Raw genomic sequence first — 23,990 nt, forward strand, 5'->3', positions numbered from 1 at the left:
GTGGGCCCCTCCCTTTGCCTGCCTCTCCCCGCCCCGATGGATCAGTAGATCCACGCCATGCGTGGATGCTGTTCCTGCCGAGCTGGACCATCCACGCATGGCGTGGATCTACCCGTTTCATTGCGAGCTGCGGGTTAAACTGCCTGCATCACCTGCTGGAGCCTTTCCCCATGACCGCTGAAATCCTCGTTCCCGTTTCCTTCGGCGAGCTGCTGGACAAGATCTCGATCCTGCAGATCAAGTCCGAGCGCATCAGCGACGAGGGCAAGCTGGCCAATGTGCGCAGGGAGCTGTCGGCGCTGGAGAAGACCTGGATGGCACACCCGGCGGCGGTGAAGGACATCGCCAAGCTGCGTGCCGAGTTGAAGGCCGTGAACGAACAGCTGTGGGACATCGAGGACGACATCCGCCTGAAGGAGAAGGCGCAGGCGTTCGACCAGGGCTTCATCGACCTGGCGCGCAGCGTCTACCTGCGCAACGACGAACGCGCGCGCATCAAGAAGGCGATCAACCTAGCGCTGGGTTCGGCGTACGTGGAAGAGAAGTCCTACCAGGATTACGCGCAGCGCGCGTAATCCCGCGCCGCTCGCCGCTCACCCCAGGTGGTCGGCGACGTAGCGTTCGAAGGCGGCGATGCCGTCTTCCACGGTGATCAGTTCCATCACATCGTCGAACTCGATCTTGGTGCCCCACTTCAGATCGGCGGCCTGCTTGGCCAGGTACTTGCGTGCCGCATCGTCGTAGCGGTCCACGCAGTAGCGACGGTCCGAGTACGGGCCACTACGGTTCGGGTTGCTGGCTGCATGCAGGCCCAGCACCTTGGTGCCCATCGCATTGGCGATGTGCATCGGGCCGGAGTCGGGCGTCATCACCAGGTTGGCGCGGGCCAGCAGCGCGGGCAGCTGCTTGAGCGTGTCCTTGCCGACCAGATCCAGTGCCGGCGTCTGCAGCTGGGCCTGGATGGCGTCGGCCATGCTGCGTTCCAGCTCGCTGCGGCCACCGCACAGCACCACCTGCCAGCCGCGCTGCACGGCGTGGTTGGCCACGGCGGCGTAGCGGTCGGCGTACCAGTTGCGGCGCACGTGGCTGGAGCAGGGCGAGATCATCAGTACCGGGCGGCCATCGTCATGCCACTGCGCGGCGGCCCACTCGAAGGCGGACGGCGGCACGGCCAGGTCCCAGCTGACCTCGGTCTGGCGCAGGCCCAGCGGTTCGCAGAAGCTGCCGATGGCATCCAGCACATGGATGCCGGGGCGGTCGGGGATGCGCTCGTTGATGAAGAGCCCATGCAGGTCCTTCGAACGGCTGCGGTCGTAGCCGATGCGGCGCTCGGCCGGAATGAAGGCCGACAGCATGTTGGCGCGGAACGCGACCTGCATCTGCAGCAGCGCTTCGAAGCGCCCCGGCGGCAGTTGCCTGCGCAGTTCCTTGACCCCGGCCATGCCGCTCTGCTTGTCGTAGGCATGGAAGGTGACGCCGGGCAGGCCGTCGAGCAGCTTGTGGCCGACCTTGTCGATGATCCAGTGGATCGGCGTGTCCGGGCGCGCAGCCTGCAGGGTGCGCACCAGGGGCACCACGTGGGTGACGTCGCCCAGTGCGGACAGGCGCAGGAGGCACAAGGAGGAGGACGCTGATGCCATGTGTTGTTAGACTCAATGAAATGGTCGCATTCGACGCCAATGAAGCGCTGACGCCATGCCGCGAGGGTCGCGGCATCGGGGCCATTCTGTTCGACCGCGAGCGGCTGCGGCAAGCCGAGATCGGCCTGTTCTCGCCTCAGCACTGGGGCAGCAGGGCCCGGCCGGTGGGCGAGGGCGGCCGCGGCAGCGCCTGGTTCGTCGATGCGCCGTTCGGGGCCAGCGTGCTGCGCCACTACCTGCGCGGCGGGATGGCCGCCCGTATCAGCCACGACCAGTATCTCTGGCGCGGCTCGGACCGGACCCGCAGCTTCGCCGAATTCCGCCTGATGCGCGCGCTGCGCGAGAAGAAGCTGCCGGTGCCACGGCCGATCGCCGCGTTCTACATGCGCGAGGGCCTGCGCTACCGGGCGGCGATCCTGATGGAGCGGATCGAGGGCGTGCGCTCGCTGGCCGACCGCGCACTGGTCGCCGGCCGCGGCGCCCCCTGGGAGGAAACCGGGCGGCTGATCGCCCGCTTCCACCGTGCCGGCCTGGACCATGCCGACCTCAACGCGCACAACATCCTGTTCGATGGCAGTGGCCATGGCTGGCTGATCGACTTTGATCGCGGGGTGATCCGCATCCCGGCCACCGCCTGGCGCGAGCGCAACCTCAAGCGCCTGCTGCGCTCGCTGATCAAGCTGCGCGGCGAGCGCAGCGTGGAAGACGTGCAGAAGGACTACGCGCGGCTGCGCCGCGCCTATGACATGGCCTGGAACCGGGGCACCTGATGGACTGGTCGTTGCGATTCCTCGGCGTCGGCAATGCGTCGGCGGTCGAGCTGGGGTCGCCGATGTCGGTGATCGAGCGCGATGGTCGCCCGTGGCTGACCATCGATTGCGGCGGCGAAGGACTGACCGCGTTCAAGGCGCACTACGGGCAGATGCCGCAGGCGCTGTTCGTCACCCACGTGCACCTGGACCACGTGGCCGGCTTCGAGCGCCTGTTCGTGGACACCTTCTTCAATGCGCACCGGCGCGGCAAGGTGCGGCTGTACGTACCCGCCACGGTGGTGCCGCTGCTGCACAAGCGCATCGGTGATTACCCGAACGTGCTGGCCGAAGGCGGTGCGAACTTCTGGGATGCCTTCCAGCTGGTCGTGGTGGGTGAGGCGTTCTGGCATGAGGGGGTGCGCCTGGAGGTGTTCCCGGTGCGCCACCACTGGCCGGAGACCGCCTACGGCCTGCGCCTGCAGGGCGCGCTGACCTGGAGCGGCGACACCCGGCCGATTCCGGAGATGCTGGCCCGCTTCGCCAGCGACAACGAACTGATCGCCCACGACTGCGGCCTGCACGGCAATCCGTCGCACACCGGCGTGGACGACCTGGAGCGTGAGTACAGCGCCGACCTGCAGGCACGGATGATGCTGTACCACTACGCCAGCGCGGCCGATGGCCAGGCGCTGGCCGCGCGCGGGCACCGCGTCGCGCAGCCGGGGCAGTGCGTGCCGCTGGCGAGCCCGACCGCGCCGCACGTACTGGCGCAGGATCCGCCCTGAGCAGGAGCGGCCAGCCCGCCGATACGGTGCTGGCCGCTGGACTGGAGGCGCTGGAGCGCACTGTTGGCCGAGGGGCTGGCCCAGGTGCGCTATCGCAGCTGCTGTCACTTCGATGCGCCGCTGCAGCACGGGGTGCTGCGCAGTTCGCTGTGGCGCCGGGTGTTCCACCAGGCACGCCCGAGCCAGATTGGCGCGGGGCCATGCCGGGCAAAGAATGCGACGCCGGGGCCAGAGCCCCTTGCCATGCAAAGGGATCTGACCCCAGTGCAGAAAAGGCGATGGCCCCGCCGGCTGACCTCGGCGCCCGCGTCGATCGATACCGTTGCTGCCTTCCGGCCCTGGCGGGGTTTTCGACCTAGCGTCGCGAGGGGCCGACGGGGCCACCATAGAGACGTTGGCCGCCCGGGAGGCGGCCAGTTCACGGAACAGGGGAAGCAGCGCGCGATGCGCCGGAGACCACAGCCGGACTGCACATCGGCTGGCCGATGGCAGGCGCTCATTCTAGCGCAGGCGGGTGCGTCGATGCCAGCTTCACGCACTGAATCGGCTGTAACCCGTCGCCGCCGGCAGCGGCCGGCACCGACCCCCGTTGCTAGAATGCCGGCCAGGAGGAACGACCTCCCCCACATCGGGAACCAATGACCAGGACGGCCTGGCCCTACCAAGAGGAGGGCCGTCATGGCCTGGATCTATCTGTTGTTTGCCGGCCTGCTGGAAATCGTCTGGGCCGTATCCATGAAGCAGTCCGAAGGCTTCACCCGGCTCACCCCCACCGTGGTCACGATCATCGGCATGGTCGCCAGCTTCTGGCTGCTGGCGGTGGCCATGCGCAGCCTGCCGCTGGGCACCGCCTACACGATCTGGACCGGCATCGGCGCGGTCGGTGCGTTCGTGGTGGGCATTGTGTTCCTGGGCGAGCAGGTCAGCCCGATGCGCATCGGTGCGGCGGTGCTGATCGTTTCCGGCCTGGTGCTGATGAAACTCTCCAGTAGCTGAATTTATTTACTCATGGCGGGGAATGGATTCTCCGCCACATGCAGCAATATGCATTTTCGGCAAAACCATTTTGTTCGCCCCTATTATTTGACGCACGTCATAAAAATAGCGCGCGTGATTCACATGCCGCTGGCACCGTCGGTCGCACAGTGCCGCCATTCGTCGGGCGAAACCGGGGAGTTTTCGCCTTGACGGACGCGCTGGCGCACCTGTCCCCGGGTGCGATCGCGTGAAGATGTGAAGATTTTCAGGAGTTAATGCCTTCAGGCCTTGTTCCCGTTCGGGGAGCCGGGGTGGGCCGCATTGTCTCCAAAAAACCTGCCAGCTGTGCCATCCGGTCTTTTCATGGAGATTTACCGATGAACCGCATTTACCGTCTGGTTTTCAATCGTGCCCTTGGGGTAATGCAGGTTGCTTCGGAGGTCGCCCAGAATCCCGGCGGAAGCGCGGTCAGCGCAGGGCGGGTGCCGCGATTGCGGGCACACCAGCTGGCGGCGGCTTTGGCCGCCACACTGGCCAGCGGATCGGCATTCGCAGCGTGCACGGGCACCACAACCGTGAACTGCGACAGCACCACCAACATCAACAACTACTCCAACGCGACCAACGGCCTCACGCTGAACATCGCCGCAGGTGCATTGCTGCGTACGCCGCCGGTCGTAGGTGGAGGCAACGCAGCGACGCTGACCGGCGACAACGTGACGGTCAACAACAATGGCACGATCGATCCGAGCTCGATCATCCTCGCCTCGCCCGGCCTGGTCATCGGCAATGCTTCTTCCAACAACAGCGCGATCGTCGTCAACAACAACGCCAGCGGACAGATCAAGGGTGTCGTCAACATCGCAACGCTGCTGGGCTTCGGTGGACAGGCGCTGGTGGCACAGAATGTCAACGGCACCACCACCATCAACAACGCCGGCCTGATCAGTACGTCGTTGATCGGTGCAGGCAGCGTTTCCGACGCGACCACGGTGGTGACCTATGGTGGTGCAGCCGCCGCTGTGACCAACACCGGCACCATCGACGGACGCGTCGGCCTGGGGGCTTCTGGCGGTAACACGTTCCTCAATGCGGGGGCGGTCAGTGGCAGCGTTCACCTGGGTGATTCAACCGGCGGCAACACCTTCACCGCAGTGTCGGGTTCCAGCGTTGTGAGCGGCGGCGGCACCGCTCTTGCCGGCGTGATTACCGGTGTCACCGGGGTAAAGGTTGCGGCTGCGGGATCGGTCGACGCCGGTACCGGCAGTGGTGCGGCCAACAACACGCTGGTGCTGCAGAACGTCGTCAGCGGCCCGGGGTCCGGCACCGGCGGCGCGGTGACCACGCTGGGCTGGAACCAGTACCTCAACTTCCAGAAGCTCACCGTCAACAGCGGTACCTGGAACCTGCAGGGTGCGTGGGCGGGTGCGGGTACGACCACGCTCAATGATGGCCTGGTCAATTTCAACAATGCCGGTTCCTTCGGCACCGGGCTGTTCACCGCCAACGGCGGTGCCATCGCCTCCTCCACGGCCGGTCTGAACCTGGCCAACGCTTTCAGCCTTGGGGGCAATCTGTCCCTGGCAGGGACCAATGCATTCAGCCTGGGGGGCGTGCTGTCCGGTACTGGCGGGCTGACGGTCAACAACACCGGCATCGTTACTCTCGGCGGCGCAAACCTGTTCTCCGGCGGCGTCAACCTCAATGCCGGCGGCCTGGTACTGGGCAATGCCGGTGCACTGGGCAGCGGCAACCTGACCGTGGGTGGCAGCGCCTCACTGGATACGACCGCGGGCTTCACCCTGGGCAACAATCTGGTGATCAATGGCGGGGGCTCGCTGAACCTGCTGGGCAGCAATGCGTTGTCATTGAACGGTTCGATCTCCGGTGCCGGCAACCTGACCAAGAACGGCGCCGGCACGCTCACCTTGAACGGCGCCAATGCGCTGACCGGCAGTTTCAACCTGGCCGGAGGCGCGTTGGCGCTGGGCGCGGGCGGCAGCCTGTCGCCCACCGGTGCGGTCACGGTCGGCGTCGGTACCACCCTGGACCTGTCGGCGGCCGCCAACCAGACCATCGGTTCGCTGGCGGGCCTCGGCGGTTCGGTCAACCTGGGCAGCCGCACGCTCACCCTCGCGGGGCTGGGCAATACCAGCTACAGCGGCACGTTCGCCGCAGGCACGGGAGGCCTGGTCAAGCTGGGCACCGGCGTGCAGACCTTGTCGGGCGTGAACAACCTCAGTGGCGGCGTGGCACTCAACGCCGGTGGCCTGCTGCTGGGCAATGCTGCTGCGCTGGGCAGCGGTGCGCTCAGTGTCGGTGGCAACGTGACGCTCGATGGAACCACGGGAGCGCTTGCACTGGCCAACGCGGTCAACCTCGGTTCGGGCGCCAGCCTCAATCTGCTTGGCAACCAGGCGTTGACGTTCAACGGCGTGATCGGTGGCACCGGTGGCCTGGTCAAGGGCGGTGCGTCGTCGCTGACGCTCAATGGCGCCAACACCTTCGGCGGCGGCGTGGCGTTCAATGCCGGCAGCCTGGTGCTGGGCAACGGTGGAGCACTGGGAACCGGTGCGCTGAATGTTGGTGGCGTGGTGTCGCTCGACACCAGCGCGGCGCTTGCGGTCGGCAATGGCATCACGCTGGGCGCGGGTGGCTCGCTCAATGTGCTGGGCTCGAACGCACTGACGCTGGGCGGTGTCATTGGCGGCAGCGGCAGCCTGGTCAAGAACGGCGCTTCCACGCTGACGCTGGGCGGTGCGAACACGTTCACCGGCGGCCTGGCGATCAATGCCGGCAAGGTTGCGGTGAGCAGCGGCGGAAGCCTGGCCGCCGGCGGTGCGGTCAGCCTGACCGGCGTTGGCGCGGACCTGGACATCTCGCTCGGCGGCAACCAGACCATCGGCGCGCTGTCCGGTATTGCCGGCAGCACGGTGACGCTGGGCAGCAGCACGCTCACCTTCGGTGATGCCACCAACCAGACGTTCGCCGGCGTGATCGGCGGCACCGGTGGCCTGATCAAGCAGGGCACCGGCGTGCAGACGCTGACCGGCGCCAATACCTTCAGTGGTGGCCTGGACCTTGCGGCCGGTGGCCTGGTGCTGGGCAATGCCGGTGCGCTGGGAAGCGGCGCGCTGACCGTCAGTGGCAACGGCTCGCTGGATGCCACGACAGCGCTGAACCTGGGCAATGCGATCAACCTCGGCGCGGCCCTGACCCTGCCGGGCAGCCAGAACCTGGCCCTGGCCGGCAACATCACGGGCACCGGCAGCCTGGTCAAGAACGGCGCGGCGACGCTGACCTTGAACGGTACCAACACCTTCAGTGGTGGACTGAGCGCGAACGCTGGCGCCCTGCTGCTGGGCAACAGCGGCGCACTCGGCAGCGGGACGCTGGGCATCGGTGGCAACGTCTCGCTCGACGGCAGTGCGCCGCTGAACCTGGGCAACAACGTGGCACTGGGTGCAGGCGCCGCGTTGTCGCTGCCGGGTTCGCAGGCGATCACGCTGGGTGGGGTGGTCTCCGGTGCGGGCAGGCTGGTGAAGAACGGTGCCACCACCTTGACCCTCAATGGCGCCAACAGCTTCGGTGGCGGGCTGACCGTCAACGGCGGCGGCCTGCTGCTGGGCAATGCCGGCGCGCTGGGCACCGGTGCATTGTCGGTGGGGGCCAATACCACGCTGGACAGTTCGGTGGCGCTGGACCTGGCCAACAACGTCAACCTCGGCGCCGGTGCGGTGCTGGATCTGCTGGGCAGCCTGAACGTGTCGCTGGAAGGCGTCATCAGCGGCACCGGCGGGCTGGTCAAGAACGGTGCGGCGACACTGGCATTGAACGGCGCCAATACGTTCAGCGGGGGCGTCGGGCTCAACGCGGGCGTACTGCAGCTTGGCAACGCACAGGCGCTGGGTACCGGCCAGCTGGACGTGGGCGGCAACGCTTCGCTGGATGCCACTGCGGCGCTTTCGGTGGGCAACACCCTCGGCCTCGCTGCGGGCGCCAACCTCACCGTGCTGGGCAGCAATGACCTGACGCTGACCGGTCCGGTGTTCGGCGCCGGCGGGCTGATCAAGGATGGCGCGGCGCGCCTCACGCTGTCTGGCGCCAACACGTTCGGGGGTGGCACCACCGTCAACGCCGGCACGCTGGCGCTGGGGGCCGGTGGCAGCCTTGCCGCGGCCGGTGCGGTGGATCTTGCCGGCGCCGGTGCGACGCTGGACATCTCGGCAGCCGGTGCCGCGCAGACCATCGGCGCACTCGACGGCGTCGCCGGCAGCCAGCTGGCGCTGGGCGCGCAGTCGCTGACCTTTGGCGGCGCCGGCAACGGCAGCTTTGCCGGTGTGATCGGTGGCACTGGCGGCCTGGTCAAGACGGGTACCGGCGTGCAGACGCTGTCCGGTGCCAACACCTTCAGTGGCGGAGTTGCACTCAACGCCGGTGGCCTGATCCTCGGCAATGCCAGCGCGCTCGGCACCGGTGCGCTGGGCATCGGTGGCACCACCACGCTGGACAGCACGGTGGCGTTGACCCTGGCCAATGCAGTGAACTTCGGTGCGGGCACGCAGCTGACGCTGGGCGGCAGCAACGATGTCACGCTCGGTGGCGTGGTGGCCGGCAATGGCAGCCTGGTCAAGAACGGTACGGGCCTGCTGACCCTCAACAACACCAACACCTTCGGTGGCGGCCTGACCCTGAACGGTGGTGGCCTGGTCGTCGGTGCGGATGGTGCGCTGGGTACCGGCACGCTGGCGGTGACTACCAGCACCACGCTGGATGCAGGCGCTGCAGTCACCCTCGGCAATGCGGTCACGCTGGGCTCGGGTGTCGCGCTGACCGTACCTGGCAGCAACGCGCTGACGCTCTCGGGCGTGATCGGCGGCAACGGCAGCCTGGTCAAGAATGGTGCCACCACGCTGACCCTGTCCGGTGCCAACACCTACACCGGCGGCACCACCATCAATGCTGGCACGCTGGCACTGGGAACAGGAGGCAGCCTTGCTGCAGCGGGCGATGTCACGCTGGGCGCCGGCGCTGGCTTCGATATCTCCGGCGCCGGCAGCAACCAGACCATCGGTGCACTCAACGGAGCGGGGGGAAGCACGCTGACGCTGGGCGGCAATTCGCTCACCTTCGGTACGGCCGGCAACGCCGCGTTCGATGGCGTGATCAGCGGCGGTGGTGGCCTGGTCAAGGTGGGCGCGGGCGTACAGACCTTGTCCGGCGCCAATACCTTCGGTGGTGGCGTGACGCTCAATGCAGGCGGACTGGTGCTCGGCAATGACGCAGCGCTGGGCACGGGCGCATTGACCGTCGGTGGTGCTGCCACGCTGGATACCACCGGCCTGGCAACGCTGGCCAACAACATTGCGCTCAATGCCGGGCTGACCGTGCTCGGGACCCAGGCACTCACACTCAACGGCGTCCTTTCCGGGGCCGGCAGCCTGACAAAGAATGGCAGCGCGACGCTGACCTTGAACGGCGCCAACACCTATACCGGCGGTACCACCATCAATGCGGGCACGCTGGCGCTGGGCGCCGGTGCCAGCCTGGCCGCGAGCGGTACCGTCAATCTTGCCACCGGCGCCACGCTGGACCTGTCGGCCGGCAGCGGCACGCAGCAGTTCGGCACGCTGGTCGGCAACGGCACAGTGAATCTCGGCGCCAACTCGATCGAGGTCGGCGGTGCCACCGATGGCACCTTCAGTGGCTCGATCGCAGGCACCGGTGGCCTGACCAAGGTCGGTGCCGGCATCGAGACGCTGACCGGTGCCAACACCTACACCGGCGGCACGTTCATCAACGCAGGCACCCTGGCGATCGGCCCCGGCGGCAGTCTGGCCGCGACCGGTGCGGTGACGCTCACTGCGGCAGGCACGGGCTTCGATATCTCCGCTGCCGGCGCCAACCAGACCATCGGGGCGTTGAACGGTGTGGCGGGTTCGACGGTGAGCCTGGGGGCGCAGACGCTGACCCTGGGCGGCGTTGGCAACAGCATCTTCGATGGCGCGATCTCCGGCACCGGCGGCCTGGTCAAGAACGGCGCCGGCAGCCTCACGCTGGGCGGCGCCAACCTGTTCAGCGGTGGCGTCGCGCTCAATGGCGGCGCATTGGTGGTTGGCAACAACGCTGCGCTCGGCAGCGGTGCGCTGACGGTGGGAAGCAACGCGACGCTGGATGCATCGACCGGCGTCAGCCTGGCCAACAACATCGGGCTTGCCGGCGGCGCCAACCTCGATCTGCTCGGCAGCCAGGCGCTGACCCTGGGCGGCGTGATCTCCGGCACGGGCGGGCTGATCAAGGACGGTGCGGCCACCGTGACCCTGACCGGCGCCAACACCTACACCGGTGGCACCACCATCAACAGCGGCACGCTGGCGATCGGCGCCGGTGGCAGCCTCGCCGCGACCGGCGCGGTGAACCTGGCCGGTGCCGGCACGTTCGACATTTCGGCGGGCAACCAGGCCATCGGCTCGCTGGCCGGCGTCGCCGGCAGTACGGTGGCGCTGGGCGGCAGCACGCTGACCCTGGGCGGCACCGTGGACAGCACCCTCAGCGGTGCGATCAGTGGCAACGGCGGCCTAGTCAAGAACGGCGCAGGCGTGCAGACGCTCAACGGCGTCAGCACTTTCAGCGGCGGCGTAACGCTCAACGCCGGCGGCCTGGTGGTCGGCAACAATGCTGCATTGGGCACCGGTGCGGTGACGGTCGCGGGCGCTGCGACGCTCGATTCGAACACCGCGGTCACCCTCGCCAACAACTTCACCCTCAACAACGCGTTGACCGTCCTTGGCAGCAACAACCTCACCCTCAACGGCAACCTGAGCGGCACTGGCAGCCTGACCAAGGAGGGCGCCGCAACGCTGACCTTGAACGGCACCAATACCTATACCGGTGGCACCAACATCAACGCCGGTACGCTGGCACTGGGCGCGGGCGCGAGCCTGCACGCCAGCGGCATCGTCAACCTGGCCTCGGGTGCGACCTTCGATCTGTCAGCGGGCAGCGGCACGCAGCAGTTCGGCACGCTGGTCGGCAACGGTACGGTGAACCTGGGTGCCAACACGCTGACGATCGGTGATGCCACCAACGGTACGTTCAGTGGTTCGGTGGCCGGCTCCGGTGGCCTGATCAAGGAAGGTTCGGGAACGCAGACGTTGACCGGTACCAACACCTTCACCGGTGGCACCACCATCAACGCCGGCACGCTGGCGATCGGTGCCGGCGGCAGCCTGGCGGCGACCGGTGCGGTCACCCTGGCCAACGCCGGTACCACCTTCGACATCAGCGCGGGTGGTGCGCAGGCGATCGGTTCGCTGGCAGGCGTGGCAGGTTCGACCGTGGCGCTGGGCGGCAGCACGCTGACCCTCAATGGCGTGGGCAATACCACGTTCGCTGGCACCATCGGAGGGGCCGGTGGCCTGGTAAAGAACGGCGCAGGCATCCAGGGCTTGACCGGCGTCAACGTCTTCACCGGCGGCGTGACCCTCAACGCCGGTGGCCTGCTGCTGGGCAACGACGGATCGCTGGGCACCGGCGCGCTGACCGTAGGCGGTGACGCCAGCCTGGATGGCACCAGCGCGTTGACCCTGGCCAACACCGTGCAGCTGGCCAGCGGCACGCTGACCCTGGCTGGCAGCAACGCTCTGACCTTGAACGGCCCGATCAGTGGTGCCGGTGGCCTGCTGAAGGATGGCGCGGCGACAGTCACCCTGGGCGGTGCCAGCAGCTATACCGGCACCACCACCATCAACAGCGGCACGCTGGCAGTTGCGGCCGGCGGCAGCCTGTCCGGCGCCAGCACGGTCAACCTGGCCGGTGCGGGCACGCTGGATATCAGCGCCGGTGGCAGCCAGAGCATCGGAGGCCTGGCCGGCGTGACCGGTTCCAGCGTGGTGCTGGGCGGTGCAACCCTGACCACCGGCGGCAACAACGCCAGCACGACCTTTGCCGGCGTGCTCAGTGGTACCGGCGGCCTGGTGCAGGGCGGTACCGGCACGCTGACCCTGAGTGGCGACAACACCTATACCGGAGGCACCACCATCAACGGTGGCAGCACGCTGCAGATCGGCAACGGCGGCAGCAGCGGTTCGGTGCTGGGCGACATCACCAACAACGGCAGCCTGGTCTACAACCTGGGTACGACGGCCACCGTGGGCGCGGTGGTGAGTGGCAGCGGCAGCCTGACCCAGGCCGGCAGCGGCACGCTGGTGCTGACCGGCAACAACACCTACACCGGAGGGACCGCCATCAATGCCGGCGGCACGCTGCAGATCGGCAACGGTGGTGCGACCGGTGCGATCGTTGGCGATATCACCAACAATGGTGCGCTGGTGTCCAACGTGGCCGGCAACACCACGCTCGGTGGCACCATCAGCGGCAGTGGTGGCCTGACCCAGGCCGGCAGCGGCACGCTGACCCTGACCGGCAACAACACCTATACCGGCGGCACCACCATCAATGCCGGTGGCACCCTGCAGGTGGGCAATGGCGGTGCGACCGGCGCGATCACCGGCAACGTTGCCAACAACGGCAGCCTGGTGTTCAACGTCGGCGGCAACACCACGGTCGGCGGCGCGATCAGCGGCAGTGGTGGCCTGACCCAGGCCGGCAGCGGTGTGCTGACCCTGGTGGGCAACAACACCTACACCGGCGGGACCACCATCAATGCCGGCGGCACGCTGCAGGTGGGCAACGGCGGCGCGACCGGTGCCATCGCCGGCAATATCACCAACAATGGCGCGTTGATTTCCAACGTGGCCGGCAACACCACGCTGGGCGGCACCCTCAGTGGCAGCGGCGGCCTGACCCAGGCCGGCAGCGGCACGCTGCTGCTGACCGGGACCAACACCTATACCGGCGGCACCACCATCAACGCCGGCGGTACGCTGCAGCTGGGCAATGGCGGTGCGACGGGCTCGATCGTCGGTGATGTCACCAACAACGGCACGCTGCTCTCCAACGTGGCCGGCAACACCACGCTGGGCGGCACCATCAGCGGCAGTGGCGGGCTGACCCAGGGCGGCAGCGGCACGCTGACCCTGACCGGCAACAACACCTATACCGGCCCGACCACCATCAATGCCGGTGGCACCCTGCAGGTCGGCAATGGCGGTGCGACCGGTGCGATCGGCGGCAGTGTCGTCAACAACGGCAGCCTGGTGTTCAACGTGGGTGGCAACACCACCGTCGGCGGCGCCATCAGCGGCAGCGGCGGCCTGACCCAGGCCGGCACCGGCACCGTGGTCCTGACCGGCAACAACACCTATACCGGCGGCACCACCATCAACACCGGCGGCACGCTGCAGGTCGGCAACGGTGGCGCGGGCGGTGCGATCACCGGCAACGTTGCCAACAACGGCAGCCTGGTGTTCAACGTCGGCGGCAACATCACGGTGGGCGGCACGATCAGCGGCAGCGGTGGCCTGACCCAGGCAGGTGCCGGCACCGTGGTCCTGACCGGCAACAACACCTACACCGGCGGTACCACCATCAATGCCGGCGGCACCGTGCAGGTCGGCAACGGTGGGGCCAGCGGTGCGATCACCGGCAACATCACCAACAACGGTGGCCTGGTGATCAACACCGGTGGCACCACCACGCTCGGCGGCAGCATCAGTGGTGGCGGCAGCATCGTGCAGGCCGGCCCGGGCAGCCTGAATCTGGGCGGCAACAGTGCTGCGTTCAGCGGCACGGGCCAGGTCACCGGCGGTGGCCTGAACGTCACCGGCAACATCGGCGGCCAGTGGACCATCGGCAGTGGCACCACGCTCTCCGGCACCGGCACCATCGGCGGTACCGGCGGTGGCGTGACCGTATCCAGCGGTGGCGTGCTGTCGCCGGGCAATGGCCCGGGCAATGGCGGCGGTGCCGGCAATGGCACCGGAACGATCACCGTTGGCGGCAACCTGACGCTGTCGCCGGGCAGCACGCTGGGCATCGATCTGGGGGCCACCGGCAGCGACACGGTCAAGGTGGGCGGCAGTGCCAATGTGGGTGGCAGTACGGTGCGGGTGAACACCATTTCGCCGAGCACCAGCTACCAGCAGGGCCAGCAGTACACGGTGGTCAATGCAGGGGGGGGCGTGAGCGGGCAGTTCGCTGCGGCAACCTCGCCGTCGGCCTTCCTGACGATCACGCCGGTCTATACGGCCAACACCGCCAACCTGCAGATCGACGTGGCGCAGACTGCGGCATTCACCACCGCAGCGACGACGCGCAACCAGTACAACACTGCCGCAGCGCTGGACAGCCTGCCGCAGAGTGGCCCGGCGCTGGACCTGTACAACACGGTGCTGCTCTACGACGCGGCCACTGCGCGCAGCGCCTTCGACCAGCTGTCAGGCGAAGTGCATGCGGCCAGCCGCGCGGTGCTGCTGTATGACAACTATCTGGAGGAGGGCATCCGCCAGCGCCTGGGCAGCGAACTGCCGACCGTGCGGGGCGAGCGCGCTTCGGCCTGGCTGGCCGGCAGCGGCAAGGTGTTCCGCCAGGACGGTGACGGCAACGGTGCCGACATCCGCTCCAACCGCAATGCGGTGATGGCGGGCGTGGATTGGCAGCTGGGCGAGCACGTCGTGCTGGGTGCGGCGGCCGGCAATGAGCGCCTGGATACCCGCCTGTACGATCGCAGCGCGCGGTCCCGCCTGCGTGGCAACACGTTCGGCCTGTACGCGCAGGGGCAGTGGAACAATGGTTTTGCGGTCGGCGGCAGCGTGTCGCGCGGTGATTACCGCACCCGTACCACGCGTGAAGTCCCGCTGCTGGCCCAGACCCTGTACAGCAGGCAGGATTCGGACGTGACCATTGCGCAAGTGGAGGGCAGCTGGACCTGGACCCATGGCAGGACCCAACTGCAACCCTACGTGCAGTTCACCCGGCACTGGGTCGACAGTGATCGTGCCGTGGAGCAGGGCGGCAGTGCCGCACTGGTGCTGGAGGGCGGCAAGGACACGCTCAATGTCAGCACGGTGGGCGTGCGCGGCCGTTGGGACGTGGGCAGCGGCGAGCGCTTCCCGGCGCAGCTGACCGTCGGCCTCGGCTGGCAGCACGCCTCGGGTGACACCGATGTGGTCAGCCGCAACCGCTTCGCGGTGGGCGGCAATGCCTTCGATGTCTACAGTGCGGTGATGGCACGCAATGCGCTGGTCAGCCAGCTTGGCGTGGCGGTGGGCCTTGGCCGCAACAGCCAGCTGTCGATGTTCGTACAGGGCCAGCATGGCGACGGCCGCCGCGATGTGGGCGGGCAGATCAACCTGCGCGTGGGCTTCTGAGGAAAGCGCGGCGACGTTGGATCCCGGCTCGCGTGGATCCAGGGCGGGCGGAGGGCTAGACCCTCCGCTCCATCTCCACGGCGTCGATCCCGGCGCCGTGGCCATTGGACACGATCCGCGTTACTTGGAAGCCCAGGCCAGCATAGAAGCCCTGGGTGTGCTGGCTGGTGCTGAGCGTGATGCGCTTGATCGAGGGATCCGCTTCGGCCTGGCGCAGGCGTGCCAGCGCCAGTTCGCGGCCCAGTCCCTGCCGGTGCAGCGCGCGCTGCACCATGCCCCAGCAGAAGCCGGCACTGCCGTCGCCGCGTCGCGACAGGCCGCCACAGGCCACGATGCTGCCGTCGCGCTCGATGACCTGGAATGCGCAGTCCACGGCCTGTTCGCGCAGGAAGCGTTCAAAGTCGCTGCGCTCTTCGGGCGCGAAGTAGGTGGGCACGTTGCTGTCGAACATCGACAGGCAGGCGCGGGCATCTGCGGGGCGGTAGAGGCGGAGGTTCATGGGAAATGCCTTGGAGTTGCCCGGCTGCATTTCAACCGTCCAGGCGTTGGGAGGGGGCGAAGCGTTCCAGGGTACATGGAGCGATGCCGATCCTTTTACAGCTGACGTCTCCCCACTCGAATGACCGTGCGGAACACAGGCGCCTGTACCAGGCGGGTGCGTCGGTGGCGGGCAATGGCGAGGCGCATCCGGTCGCGATGGCGTGCAGTGTGGCGCGATGGCTTCTGGGCTATGCTGTCGACACGTGGGACTGACCGCGCGGCAGGATCCGCCGGCCCCATTCGTGTTCCCGCCTGCAACGGAGCTGCCCAGCGATGCCCGACCCTTCTTTTTTCCGGCCTGCCCCGATCATGCGCGGCCTGCTGTTTGGCGCGGTGGGTCTGTTGATCCTTGCCGTGGCCGCCTTCGAGGTGACGCATCGCCTTGAGTTCCTGCAGGTCGCGCAGGCCGTTGATGGCCAGGTCGAGCGCCTGAACGCCGGCGGATCGCATCCGCAGGTCGCGTTCACCACCGCGACCGGCCAACGCGTCTCGTACCCGCAGGGCGGCATGATCTTCGGCTATGAGCCCGGGCAGCCGGTACGCGTGCTGTACGACCCGGCGCAACCGCGGCTGGAGCCGGTCCTGGATACGTTCGGTGCGCTGTGGGGAATGACGGTCGTGTGGGTGCTGCTGGGGCTGGTGTTCGTCGGCGCCTGCGTGCGCGGACTGCTCCGGCGCAGATGACTCGCGGCGGATCGCGCGCCGTCGGCGGGCGGGCCGTTGGACCGGCCACGGCGGCAGGGCCTGTTCAGTCCGGTAGTACCTGCGGCGCTTCCCGCCAGCCCAATAAAAAAGCCGCCCAAGGGGCGGCTTCTTCATTTATCTGGCGGAGAGAGGGGGATTCGAACCCCCGAAGCGCGGTTTAGACGCTTACACACTTTCCAGGCGTGCTCCTTCAACCACTCGGACACCTCTCCGGATCCTGCCATCGGCAAACGCCTCAGCAGGGGCGCAGATTCTAGCGGGCGGCGCGGCCGGACACAAGCACCCCGGCCAGGCAACACCTCCGGGGGCGATGTTGGCGAGGGGGCTGGACAGGCATGGCACAATGGAACATCCGATGGAAAACGGTGGCCTGATGTCCTATCTCGTCCTTGCCCGCAAGTGGCGTCCGAAGCGTTTTGCCGAGCTGGTGGGCCAGGAACACGTGGTCCGTGCGCTCAGCAATGCGCTGGACAGCGGCCGGGTCCACCACGCGTTCCTGTTCACCGGCACCCGCGGCGTGGGCAAGACCACCATCGCGCGCATCTTCGCCAAGTCGCTGAACTGCGAGCAGGGCACCAGCGCCGACCCCTGCGGCCAGTGTGCAGCCTGCCTGGATATCGACGCCGGCCGCTACATCGACCTGCTGGAAATCGACGCCGCGTCCAACACCGGCGTGGACGACGTGCGCGAGGTGATCGAGAACGCGCAGTACATGCCCTCGCGCGGCAAGTACAAGGTCTATTTGATCGACGAAGTGCACATGCTGTCCAAGGCGGCGTTCAACGCGCTGCTGAAGACGCTGGAAGAGCCACCGGAGCACGTCAAGTTCCTGCTGGCCACCACCGATCCGCAGAAGCTGCCGGTCACCGTGCTCAGCCGCTGCCTGCAGTTCAACCTCAAGCGCCTGGATGAAGACCAGATCCAGGGCCAGATGACCCGCATCCTGGCGGCCGAAGCGATCGAGGCCGACGGCAGTGCCATCGTGCAGCTGGCCAAGGCTGCTGACGGCAGCCTGCGCGATGGCCTGTCGCTGCTGGACCAGGCGATCGCCTATGCCGGCGGCGCGCTGCGCGAGGACGTGGTACGCACCATGCTGGGCACCGTTGACCGCACCCAGGTGGCGGCGATGCTGGATGCGCTGGCCGCCGGCGATGGCCCGCGGCTGCTGCAGGTGGTCGCGGCGCTGGCCGAGTTCTCGCCGGACTGGAGTGGCGTGCTGGAAGCGCTGGCCGAAGGGCTGCACCGCATCCAGGTGCAGCAGCTGGTGCCGGGCGCCGCTGTTGCGGAAGGCCTGGATGTGGCGGCATTCGCCGAGCGCCTGCGCCCGGAAGTGGTCCAGCTCTGGTACCAGATGGCCCTGAACGGCCGTCGCGACCTGCCGCTGGCACCGAGCCCGCGCGCGGGCTTCGAGATGGCGGTGCTGCGCATGCTGGCGTTCCGTCCGGCCGCAGCGGTACCGCCGGTGCCGAAGGCGATCGACGGTGCGGTGGGCGGCACGGCGGGTGGCAACGCTGCCGGTGGCGGCGGCGGTGCCGGTAGCCACGAAGCGACGCCGGCCGCTGCCGCCGCTTCAGCCAGCCCGGCTGTGGCAGCGCAGGTGGCCGCTCCGGTACAGGCCGTGCCGCGCGAACCTGATCCCGAACCGGAGCCGGCCCCGCAGCCGGAGCCGGATCCGACGCCAGAGCCCGAGCCGGTTCCGGTGGAGGAACCCGAGTCGCCGCCGCCAGTGAAGGCGGAGGCGGCAAGCGACGACCTGCCACCGTGGGCCACCCAGGACGCGGAGGCGCGTGATGAGGCGCTGGCCGCGGAGATGGCGGGCCCGGACGCCGCCATGGTCGCGCCCTGGCATGAGCCTCCGGCTCCCGCCGCGGTCGCTGGCGAGCCTGCGCGGCCGGAGCGTCCGTTCCGCGCCGAAGGCATTGCCATTGCGCCGGTCGAACCGGCCCCGGCGCGCGATGCCGCGCCGCCGGACGGTGTCAGCGAGCTGGCCACTGCCGAAGACTGGCTGGACCTGGTGGCCAACAGTGGCCTCAGCGGCCCCTCGCGGCAGCTGGCTGCCAACGCCGCGTTCATCAGCTGCCAGCACGGGACCTTGAAACTGGGCCTTTCGCCCGGATTTGAATACCTGCGCTCGGAGCGCGCGCTGGCTGCCCTCGGCGAGATGCTGCAGAAGGCCCTCGGCCAGGCGCCGAAGATCGTGGTCGAGACCGTGGAAACCGAACACGTTCCGGCCGAGACCCTGCATCAGCGGGCCGACCGCCAGCGTGGCGAGCGGCAGCAGGTGGCAGAGGCCGTTTTCATGGACGACCCGGAAGTGCAGGTGCTGATCCAACAGCACGGCGCGCGGGTTGTTTCCGATTCCATCCGTTCTTTTGACGAGTAAGACACCATGCGCGGAAACATCGCCCAACTGATGCAGCAGGCCCAGAAGATGCAGGAAAACCTGCAGAAGGCCCAGGAAGAAATCGCCCGGATCGAAGTGACCGGCAGCGCCGGCGGCGGCATGGTCAGCGTGACCCTGACCGGTGCCAAGGAATGCCGCAAGGTGCGCATCGACCCGTCGCTGACCAGCGACCCGGAGATGCTGGAAGACCTGATCGCCGCCGCCTTCAACGATGCCTCGAACAAGATCGACGCCGAGTCGAAGTCGAAGATGGGTTCGGCCACCGCCGGCATGCAGCTGCCGCCGGGCATGAAGCTGCCGTTCTGATTGCCAGCGTGGCACCCGTGCAAGCGGGGTGCCACGGAATCTGTAGCCGTCGAGCTTGCTCGACGCCATGAAAGCACGCCGCCGTGTCCGCACCCCTGCTTGAACAATTGATCGACGCGCTGCGGGTGCTGCCTGGCGTAGGCCAGAAGACCGCACAGCGCATGGCCTACCACCTGCTCGAACGCGAGCGCGAAGGTGGCCAGCGCCTGGCCGAGACGCTGGCCCTGGCGGTGGAGCGCATCGGCCACTGCGCGCAGTGCCGCGACTTCAGCGAAACCGAGCTGTGCCCGACCTGCGCCAACAGCAGCCGCGAGCGCAGCCAGCTGTGCGTGGTCGAATCGCCGGCCGACCGCCTGGCCATCGAAAACGCCACCGGCTTCCGCGGTGTCTACTTCGTGCTGCAGGGGCGGCTGTCGCCGCTCGATGGCGTCGGCCCGCGCGAGCTGGGCCTGGAGCAGCTGGAACAACGGCTGGCCGAAGGTGAGGTGCAGGAGCTGATCATCGCCACCAGTGCCACCGTCGAAGGCGAAGCCACCGCGCACTACCTTGCGCAGCTGGCGCGCGCGCGCAAGGTGCAGCCCAGCCGGCTGGCGCAGGGCCTGCCGCTGGGCGGCGAGCTTGAATACGTTGACCGCGGCACGCTGTCGCACGCGTTCGGAACGCGCAGCGAATTCCGCGATTGAGCAGGCGCCGGGCAGCGCCCGGCGCGACCGGCCTACAATGCGGAAGACACTCCCGCCGAGGCCGACCATGAGCAACGAAACCCTCTTCAGCAAGATCATCCGTCGCGAGATCCCGGCCACCATCGTCTATGAGGATGACGAGGTGCTGGGTTTCAAGGACATCGCACCGCAGGCGCCGGTGCACGTCCTGTTCATTCCGAAGAACGAGATCATCCCGACCCTGGACGACCTGCAGCCATCGCAGGCGCACCTGATCGGCAAGCTCGCCCTGGCTGCCGCCGAATATGCGCGCCGCGAAGGGTTCGCGCAGGACGGCTACCGCATCGTGATGAACTGCCGCGAGCATGCCGGGCAGACCGTGTTCCACATCCACATGCACCTGTTGGCGGGTGCCCCGCTGGGCCATTTCGGCGCGCCGGGGCGCTGATGCGCCCGGCCTCCACCCTTGCCCCGCAGTAGAGCCACGCCATGCACGGATGAAAAAAGGCCGCCCGAAGGCGGCCTTTTCCGATCACGCGTGGCGGCTGGCGATCAGATCACCACCAGCCCCAGCGGCCGTAACCACCCCAGTACGGGCCATACGGGCCCGGGCCCCACGGGCCGTAAGGGTAGGGCACCACGTCGACCTGGCGCTGTTCCGGCCACAGGTAGATCACATCGGCCGACAGCTTCGGCAGGCGATAGTCGTACTCGCCGATGCGGGTGTTCTGGTAGCCGTCGATCTTGCCGATGAAGGTCACGTCGCGGCCCGCTTCAAACACGGCCGGGTCGTAGAAACCGGCGCGGCAGGCAATGAAGCGGCCATCGCTGGCGTCGGACGAGGTGGTGTTCGGGCGGCCACTGGCGTTGAGCGGGCGCGAGATCATCTGGAAGCAGGTCTCGCCCTGGCCGGGCTTGGTTTCGATGATGCGGCCGCCCCATCGGACCGGCGTGCCGACCTGCTGGGTGGCGACCGAGTCGCGCGGGGAAACCAGGCTGAACTGTCCCTGCAGCGGCTTGGGGGCCGTGGCGCAGGCCGACAGGGCCAGCGTGGCCACAGCGGTGAGGAGGAACTTGGTGTTCATGGGGAGGCTCCGGAAGTCGGGCGATGCCTGCGCAGGTCCCGCAATAATGAAGCGAGGTCGGTGCAAGTTCCAGCGTAGCGCGCGTCGGCGAAACGCTGGCTGAGCGCGAGCAGGGCCGGATCGGGGCGCCGGGCGTGCACCCGCCGTGCCCAGTCCCGCGCGGTCTCGCAGGGCTCGCGAGCCAGCCCGAGGCGCGCATACCGCCGACCCAGTCGGTGCCAGGCGCGCAGCAGCGGGTCGCGTTCGCGCTCGCCGCGGGCCAGCAGCCAGGCCATCCACGCCAGCGCCAGCAGCGCGGCCACCACCAGGCCAGCCACCAGCTGCGCCGGCCCGAGGTCATCCAGCCCGAATGGCTTGAGCAGCTGCTGCTGGCGGCGCGCGTCAAAGGACAGCACCAGGTCGTTCCAGCCGCGGCGCAGCCAGTCGCCCATCTGCCCCAGCTGCAGCCAGCGCTGCTGCAGCGGGGTATCGGTACCGGCCTGCAGGCGGTCGTCCAGCGTGTCCAGGATGCGCTCCGGCGCCACGGCCGCGGTCGGGTCGACCCGGACCCAGCCGCGTTGTGGCAGCCAGACTTCGGCCCAGGCGTGGGCATCCATGCGCCTCACCACCCAGTAGTCGCCGATGCGGTTGCGGGTGCCGCCGGCGAAGCCGGTCACCACCCGGGCCGGAATGCCGGCGTTGCGCATCAGCACCACGAAGGCCGAGCTGAAGTGCTGGCAGAAGCCGGCCTTGTAGTTGAACAGGAAATCGTCGACCGGATCGCGCCCGGCCACCGGGGCATCGAGCGTGTAGGAGAAATCGCGGGTGATCCACTGCAGCGCGCGACGGACGATGGCCTCGTCATCGTTGCCGGCCTCCTGCCGCCATTGCCGTGCGAGCTGGGCGGTACGTGGATTGAAGCCCGGCGGAAGCTGCAACGCGGCGCGGCGCAGATAGGGCGAAAGATCGGTCTCGAACCGTTGCGGTGGCGCCGAATGCAGCCGCCAGCGGCTGAGCGCGGACAGCGTGCGGTCGCTGCGCAGGCTCATGTCGGCATCGAAGCTGCTGCCCTCCGGTGCGCGGCTGGGCAGGTCCAGTGCCACCAGCAGGCGACGGTCGGTAGGCTCGTAGTCGATCTGGTAGTCCCATCCCGGTGCCGCCGCCTGGACCACGGGAGCGGACCGCCGGGCTGCGGCGTGGTCGCGGCTCCAGCGGTGGCCATCGAAGGAGGTCAGCACCGGGCCGCGCCAATAGCGCTGCGCGGGCTCGGGTACCGCGCCGAAGAACTGCACGCGCAGCGCCGGGGTGTCGTCGGCCATCAGGTCCAGCCACTGGTCCGGCGCCATGCTGTCGGCCAGGCCCGGCGTACCCACCGCCCGCTCGGGCACGCCCCACAACGGCGTGGACAAGCGCGGGAACAGCCAGAAGCAGGCCAGTGCCAGCGGCAGGCCGATGCCCAGCAAGCGGCCGACACCACGCAGTTGTCCACGCAGTGGCTGGCGTGGGCTGCGGCCTTCGTCCTGGGCCAGGCGCTGCAGGGCCAACAGCGCGACAATGGCGGCCAGCGCCGCCAGCCCCGTGGTCAGCGGCCCCTGGTCGAGCAGGAAGGCCGCGAACGGCGAGAACAGTGCGAAACCCAGCAGGCTGCGTGCATCGCGCAGGTTGCGCAGTTCGCTGGATTTGATCGCCAGCATCGCCGCGAGCAGCGCACAGCCGGTGTCACGCCCCGGCCGCACCATGCCCATCTGCCAGACGATCGTTGCCAGCATGGCCAGTACCAGCAGCAGGCGCACCGGCATCGGCAGCACCCGCCGCCACGCGAGTGCCGCGGTCAGTACGGCGGCGATCGCGATCACCAGGGCCAGCACCGGTGGCAGCTGCAGCAGCAGCGGCAACAGCGCGAGCGCAGCGCTGGCCAGGGTCCAGCTGCGGGCGTTGCGATCAAGCAGGACGGCGGGCTCAGTCATGGGGCATCAACGCCAGCGCGCGCAGGCACAGGTGGTGGTGGCTGGCGCCTTGGCCGGGACCCAATGGCGGATGCGCCGGAAGCAGTAGTGTGTAGCGCCGGCCCTCGCGCTCGGCCATGTCGACCCAGCGTGCCAGCCGCGCGATGCGCGCCTCATGCGCCAGCGGCGCCAGCGTGCGCCAGTCCAGTACCACTTCGATGCCGATCGGCTTCTCGTATTCGCGCACCAGCAGGCTGTCACGGCGTGCCGAGTGCTTCCAGGCAATGCTGCGCGGGGCGTCGCCGGCACGATAGGGGCGCAGCTGATGCAGCTCTTCGCCCGTGGCGTGGGCGCGGGTGTGCAGGGGATCGCTGCCACTTTCCGGGAGGGGCGGTGCCTGGGCCTCGGCCAGCGGGTAGACCAGCAGCGGCTGTTCCGGCCACACCCACGACCACGCGCGCACCAGCCCCAGCGGTTGCGTACTGGACAGGCGGATGCGGGGCAGTTCCAGCCAGCCGCGGCGCTCGCTGGGGACATCCAGCTCCACTTCGCCGCGACCCTGCGCCGGCAGCGCGACCCAGGCCTCGCTTCCCGCCAGCTGCAGGTGCAGCCCATGGCGCGCGCGCGGGTCGCGCAGCGAAAGGTCCACGCGCAGGCGCAGCGGCTGCCCGGCCGGTACCGGTTCGGCGGAGATTGCATCGATCTGCAGGCCGGACAGCTGCAGGTGCGCGGCGATGGCGCTGGCGATCGCCGCTGCGGCCAACAGCAGCGCCAGCAGCAGGGCCGGGTTGTTGTTGTAGTTCAGTGCGCCCAGCAGCATCGCTGACAGCAGGGTGGCGACGAACAGGCCGAAGCGCGTCGGCAGTACATAGATGCGATGGCGATCCAGTCGCTGCGGCAGGGCTTCTGGCCTGCGTGGGCGTGCCAGCAGCTGCATG

15 protein-coding genes, 1 tRNA gene and 1 other RNA gene are annotated in these 23,990 nt (G+C 68.4%); 10 read left to right on the top strand and 7 right to left on the bottom strand.

Annotation, left to right across the window (positions count from 1 at the left end; translation table 11 throughout):
- Window positions 1-170 precede the first annotated feature (170 nt).
- Complete coding sequence (locus NSQ78_RS04960) at window positions 171-575, top strand: DUF6165 family protein (protein WP_049466382.1); 405 nt, start codon at window positions 171-173, stop codon at window positions 573-575.
- Window positions 576-593: 18 nt separating this feature from the next.
- On the opposite strand, the gene NSQ78_RS04965 is transcribed toward NSQ78_RS04960, so the two are convergent.
- Window positions 594-1,640, bottom strand: coding sequence for a glycosyltransferase family 9 protein (locus NSQ78_RS04965; protein ID WP_064237748.1), 1,047 nt, complete (start codon window positions 1,638-1,640; stop codon window positions 594-596).
- A gap of 20 nt (window positions 1,641-1,660) precedes the next feature.
- On the opposite strand from NSQ78_RS04965, the gene NSQ78_RS04970 reads away from it, so the two are divergent.
- Window positions 1,661-2,410 carry a 3-deoxy-D-manno-octulosonic acid kinase gene (locus NSQ78_RS04970; protein ID WP_032958195.1) on the top strand — a complete coding sequence of 250 codons (750 nt, stop codon included), beginning with the start codon at window positions 1,661-1,663 and terminating at the stop codon, window positions 2,408-2,410.
- Complete coding sequence (locus NSQ78_RS04975; RefSeq protein WP_064237749.1) at window positions 2,410-3,177, top strand: MBL fold metallo-hydrolase; 768 nt, start codon at window positions 2,410-2,412, stop codon at window positions 3,175-3,177. The genes NSQ78_RS04970 and NSQ78_RS04975 overlap by 1 nt, the downstream gene beginning before the upstream one ends.
- 281 nt (window positions 3,178-3,458) lie before the next feature.
- On the opposite strand, the gene ffs is transcribed toward NSQ78_RS04975, so the two are convergent.
- An RNA gene (gene ffs / locus NSQ78_RS04980) (signal recognition particle sRNA small type) lies at window positions 3,459-3,555 on the bottom strand.
- 300 nt (window positions 3,556-3,855) lie between these two features.
- Between ffs and sugE the strand changes: the two genes are divergently transcribed.
- Both sugE and NSQ78_RS04990 read left to right on the top strand, forming a co-directional pair.
- Window positions 3,856-4,173 carry a quaternary ammonium compound efflux SMR transporter SugE gene (gene sugE / locus NSQ78_RS04985; RefSeq protein ID WP_049466375.1) on the top strand — a complete coding sequence of 106 codons (318 nt, stop codon included), beginning with the start codon at window positions 3,856-3,858 and terminating at the stop codon, window positions 4,171-4,173.
- 359 nt (window positions 4,174-4,532) lie between these two features.
- Window positions 4,533-15,425: an autotransporter-associated beta strand repeat-containing protein gene (locus tag NSQ78_RS04990; protein WP_064237750.1), complete on the top strand. Its 10,893-nt coding sequence runs from the start codon at window positions 4,533-4,535 to the stop codon at window positions 15,423-15,425.
- Window positions 15,426-15,480: 55 nt separating this feature from the next.
- On the opposite strand, the gene NSQ78_RS04995 is transcribed toward NSQ78_RS04990, so the two are convergent.
- On the bottom strand, window positions 15,481-15,924 hold the full coding sequence (locus NSQ78_RS04995) for a GNAT family N-acetyltransferase (RefSeq protein WP_053505564.1): 444 nt from the start codon (window positions 15,922-15,924) through the stop codon (window positions 15,481-15,483).
- Between the two features lie 314 nt (window positions 15,925-16,238).
- Here NSQ78_RS04995 and NSQ78_RS05000 point away from each other — a divergent pair, with 314 nt between their 5' ends.
- Entirely contained in the window at window positions 16,239-16,649 is a 411-nt protein-coding gene (locus NSQ78_RS05000) for a DUF3592 domain-containing protein (RefSeq protein WP_238585483.1), read from the top strand.
- 140 nt (window positions 16,650-16,789) lie between these two features.
- Here NSQ78_RS05000 and NSQ78_RS05005 read toward each other — a convergent pair.
- A tRNA-Ser gene (locus tag NSQ78_RS05005) sits at window positions 16,790-16,882 on the bottom strand.
- Window positions 16,883-17,043: 161 nt separating this feature from the next.
- Between NSQ78_RS05005 and dnaX the strand changes: the two genes are divergently transcribed.
- From dnaX to NSQ78_RS05025, 4 genes are all read left to right on the top strand, one after another.
- Window positions 17,044-19,053 carry a DNA polymerase III subunit gamma/tau gene (gene dnaX, locus NSQ78_RS05010; protein ID WP_064239614.1) on the top strand — a complete coding sequence of 670 codons (2,010 nt, stop codon included), beginning with the start codon at window positions 17,044-17,046 and terminating at the stop codon, window positions 19,051-19,053.
- 6 nt (window positions 19,054-19,059) lie between these two features.
- Window positions 19,060-19,380 carry a YbaB/EbfC family nucleoid-associated protein gene (locus NSQ78_RS05015; protein ID WP_019659509.1) on the top strand — a complete coding sequence of 107 codons (321 nt, stop codon included), beginning with the start codon at window positions 19,060-19,062 and terminating at the stop codon, window positions 19,378-19,380.
- Between the two features lie 83 nt (window positions 19,381-19,463).
- Entirely contained in the window at window positions 19,464-20,063 is a 600-nt protein-coding gene (gene recR / locus NSQ78_RS05020; protein WP_005415496.1) for a recombination mediator RecR, read from the top strand.
- A gap of 67 nt (window positions 20,064-20,130) precedes the next feature.
- Window positions 20,131-20,490 (top strand): histidine triad nucleotide-binding protein, encoded by a 360-nt coding sequence (locus tag NSQ78_RS05025; protein ID WP_005408300.1) that lies wholly within the window; start codon window positions 20,131-20,133, stop codon window positions 20,488-20,490.
- Between the two features lie 109 nt (window positions 20,491-20,599).
- On the opposite strand, the gene NSQ78_RS05030 is transcribed toward NSQ78_RS05025, so the two are convergent.
- From NSQ78_RS05030 to NSQ78_RS05040, 3 genes are read right to left on the bottom strand one after another with little or no spacing between them, the layout of a single operon-like run.
- The gene (locus tag NSQ78_RS05030) at window positions 20,600-21,127 is read right to left on the bottom strand and encodes a Slp family lipoprotein (protein ID WP_014036182.1); all 528 of its coding nucleotides are present in this window, start codon (window positions 21,125-21,127) and stop codon (window positions 20,600-20,602) included.
- Window positions 21,124-23,073 (bottom strand): DUF3488 and transglutaminase-like domain-containing protein, encoded by a 1,950-nt coding sequence (locus NSQ78_RS05035; RefSeq protein ID WP_064237751.1) that lies wholly within the window; start codon window positions 23,071-23,073, stop codon window positions 21,124-21,126. Before NSQ78_RS05035 ends, NSQ78_RS05030 begins: the two co-directional genes overlap by 4 nt.
- Entirely contained in the window at window positions 23,066-23,989 is a 924-nt protein-coding gene (locus NSQ78_RS05040; protein WP_049471050.1) for a DUF58 domain-containing protein, read from the bottom strand. Before NSQ78_RS05040 ends, NSQ78_RS05035 begins: the two co-directional genes overlap by 8 nt.
- Window position 23,990: the final 1 nt, after the last annotated feature.

It is taken from the genome of Stenotrophomonas sp. FSL W7-1447, from assembly GCF_037966425.1.
Lineage (GTDB): Bacteria > Pseudomonadota > Gammaproteobacteria > Xanthomonadales > Xanthomonadaceae > Stenotrophomonas > Stenotrophomonas pavanii.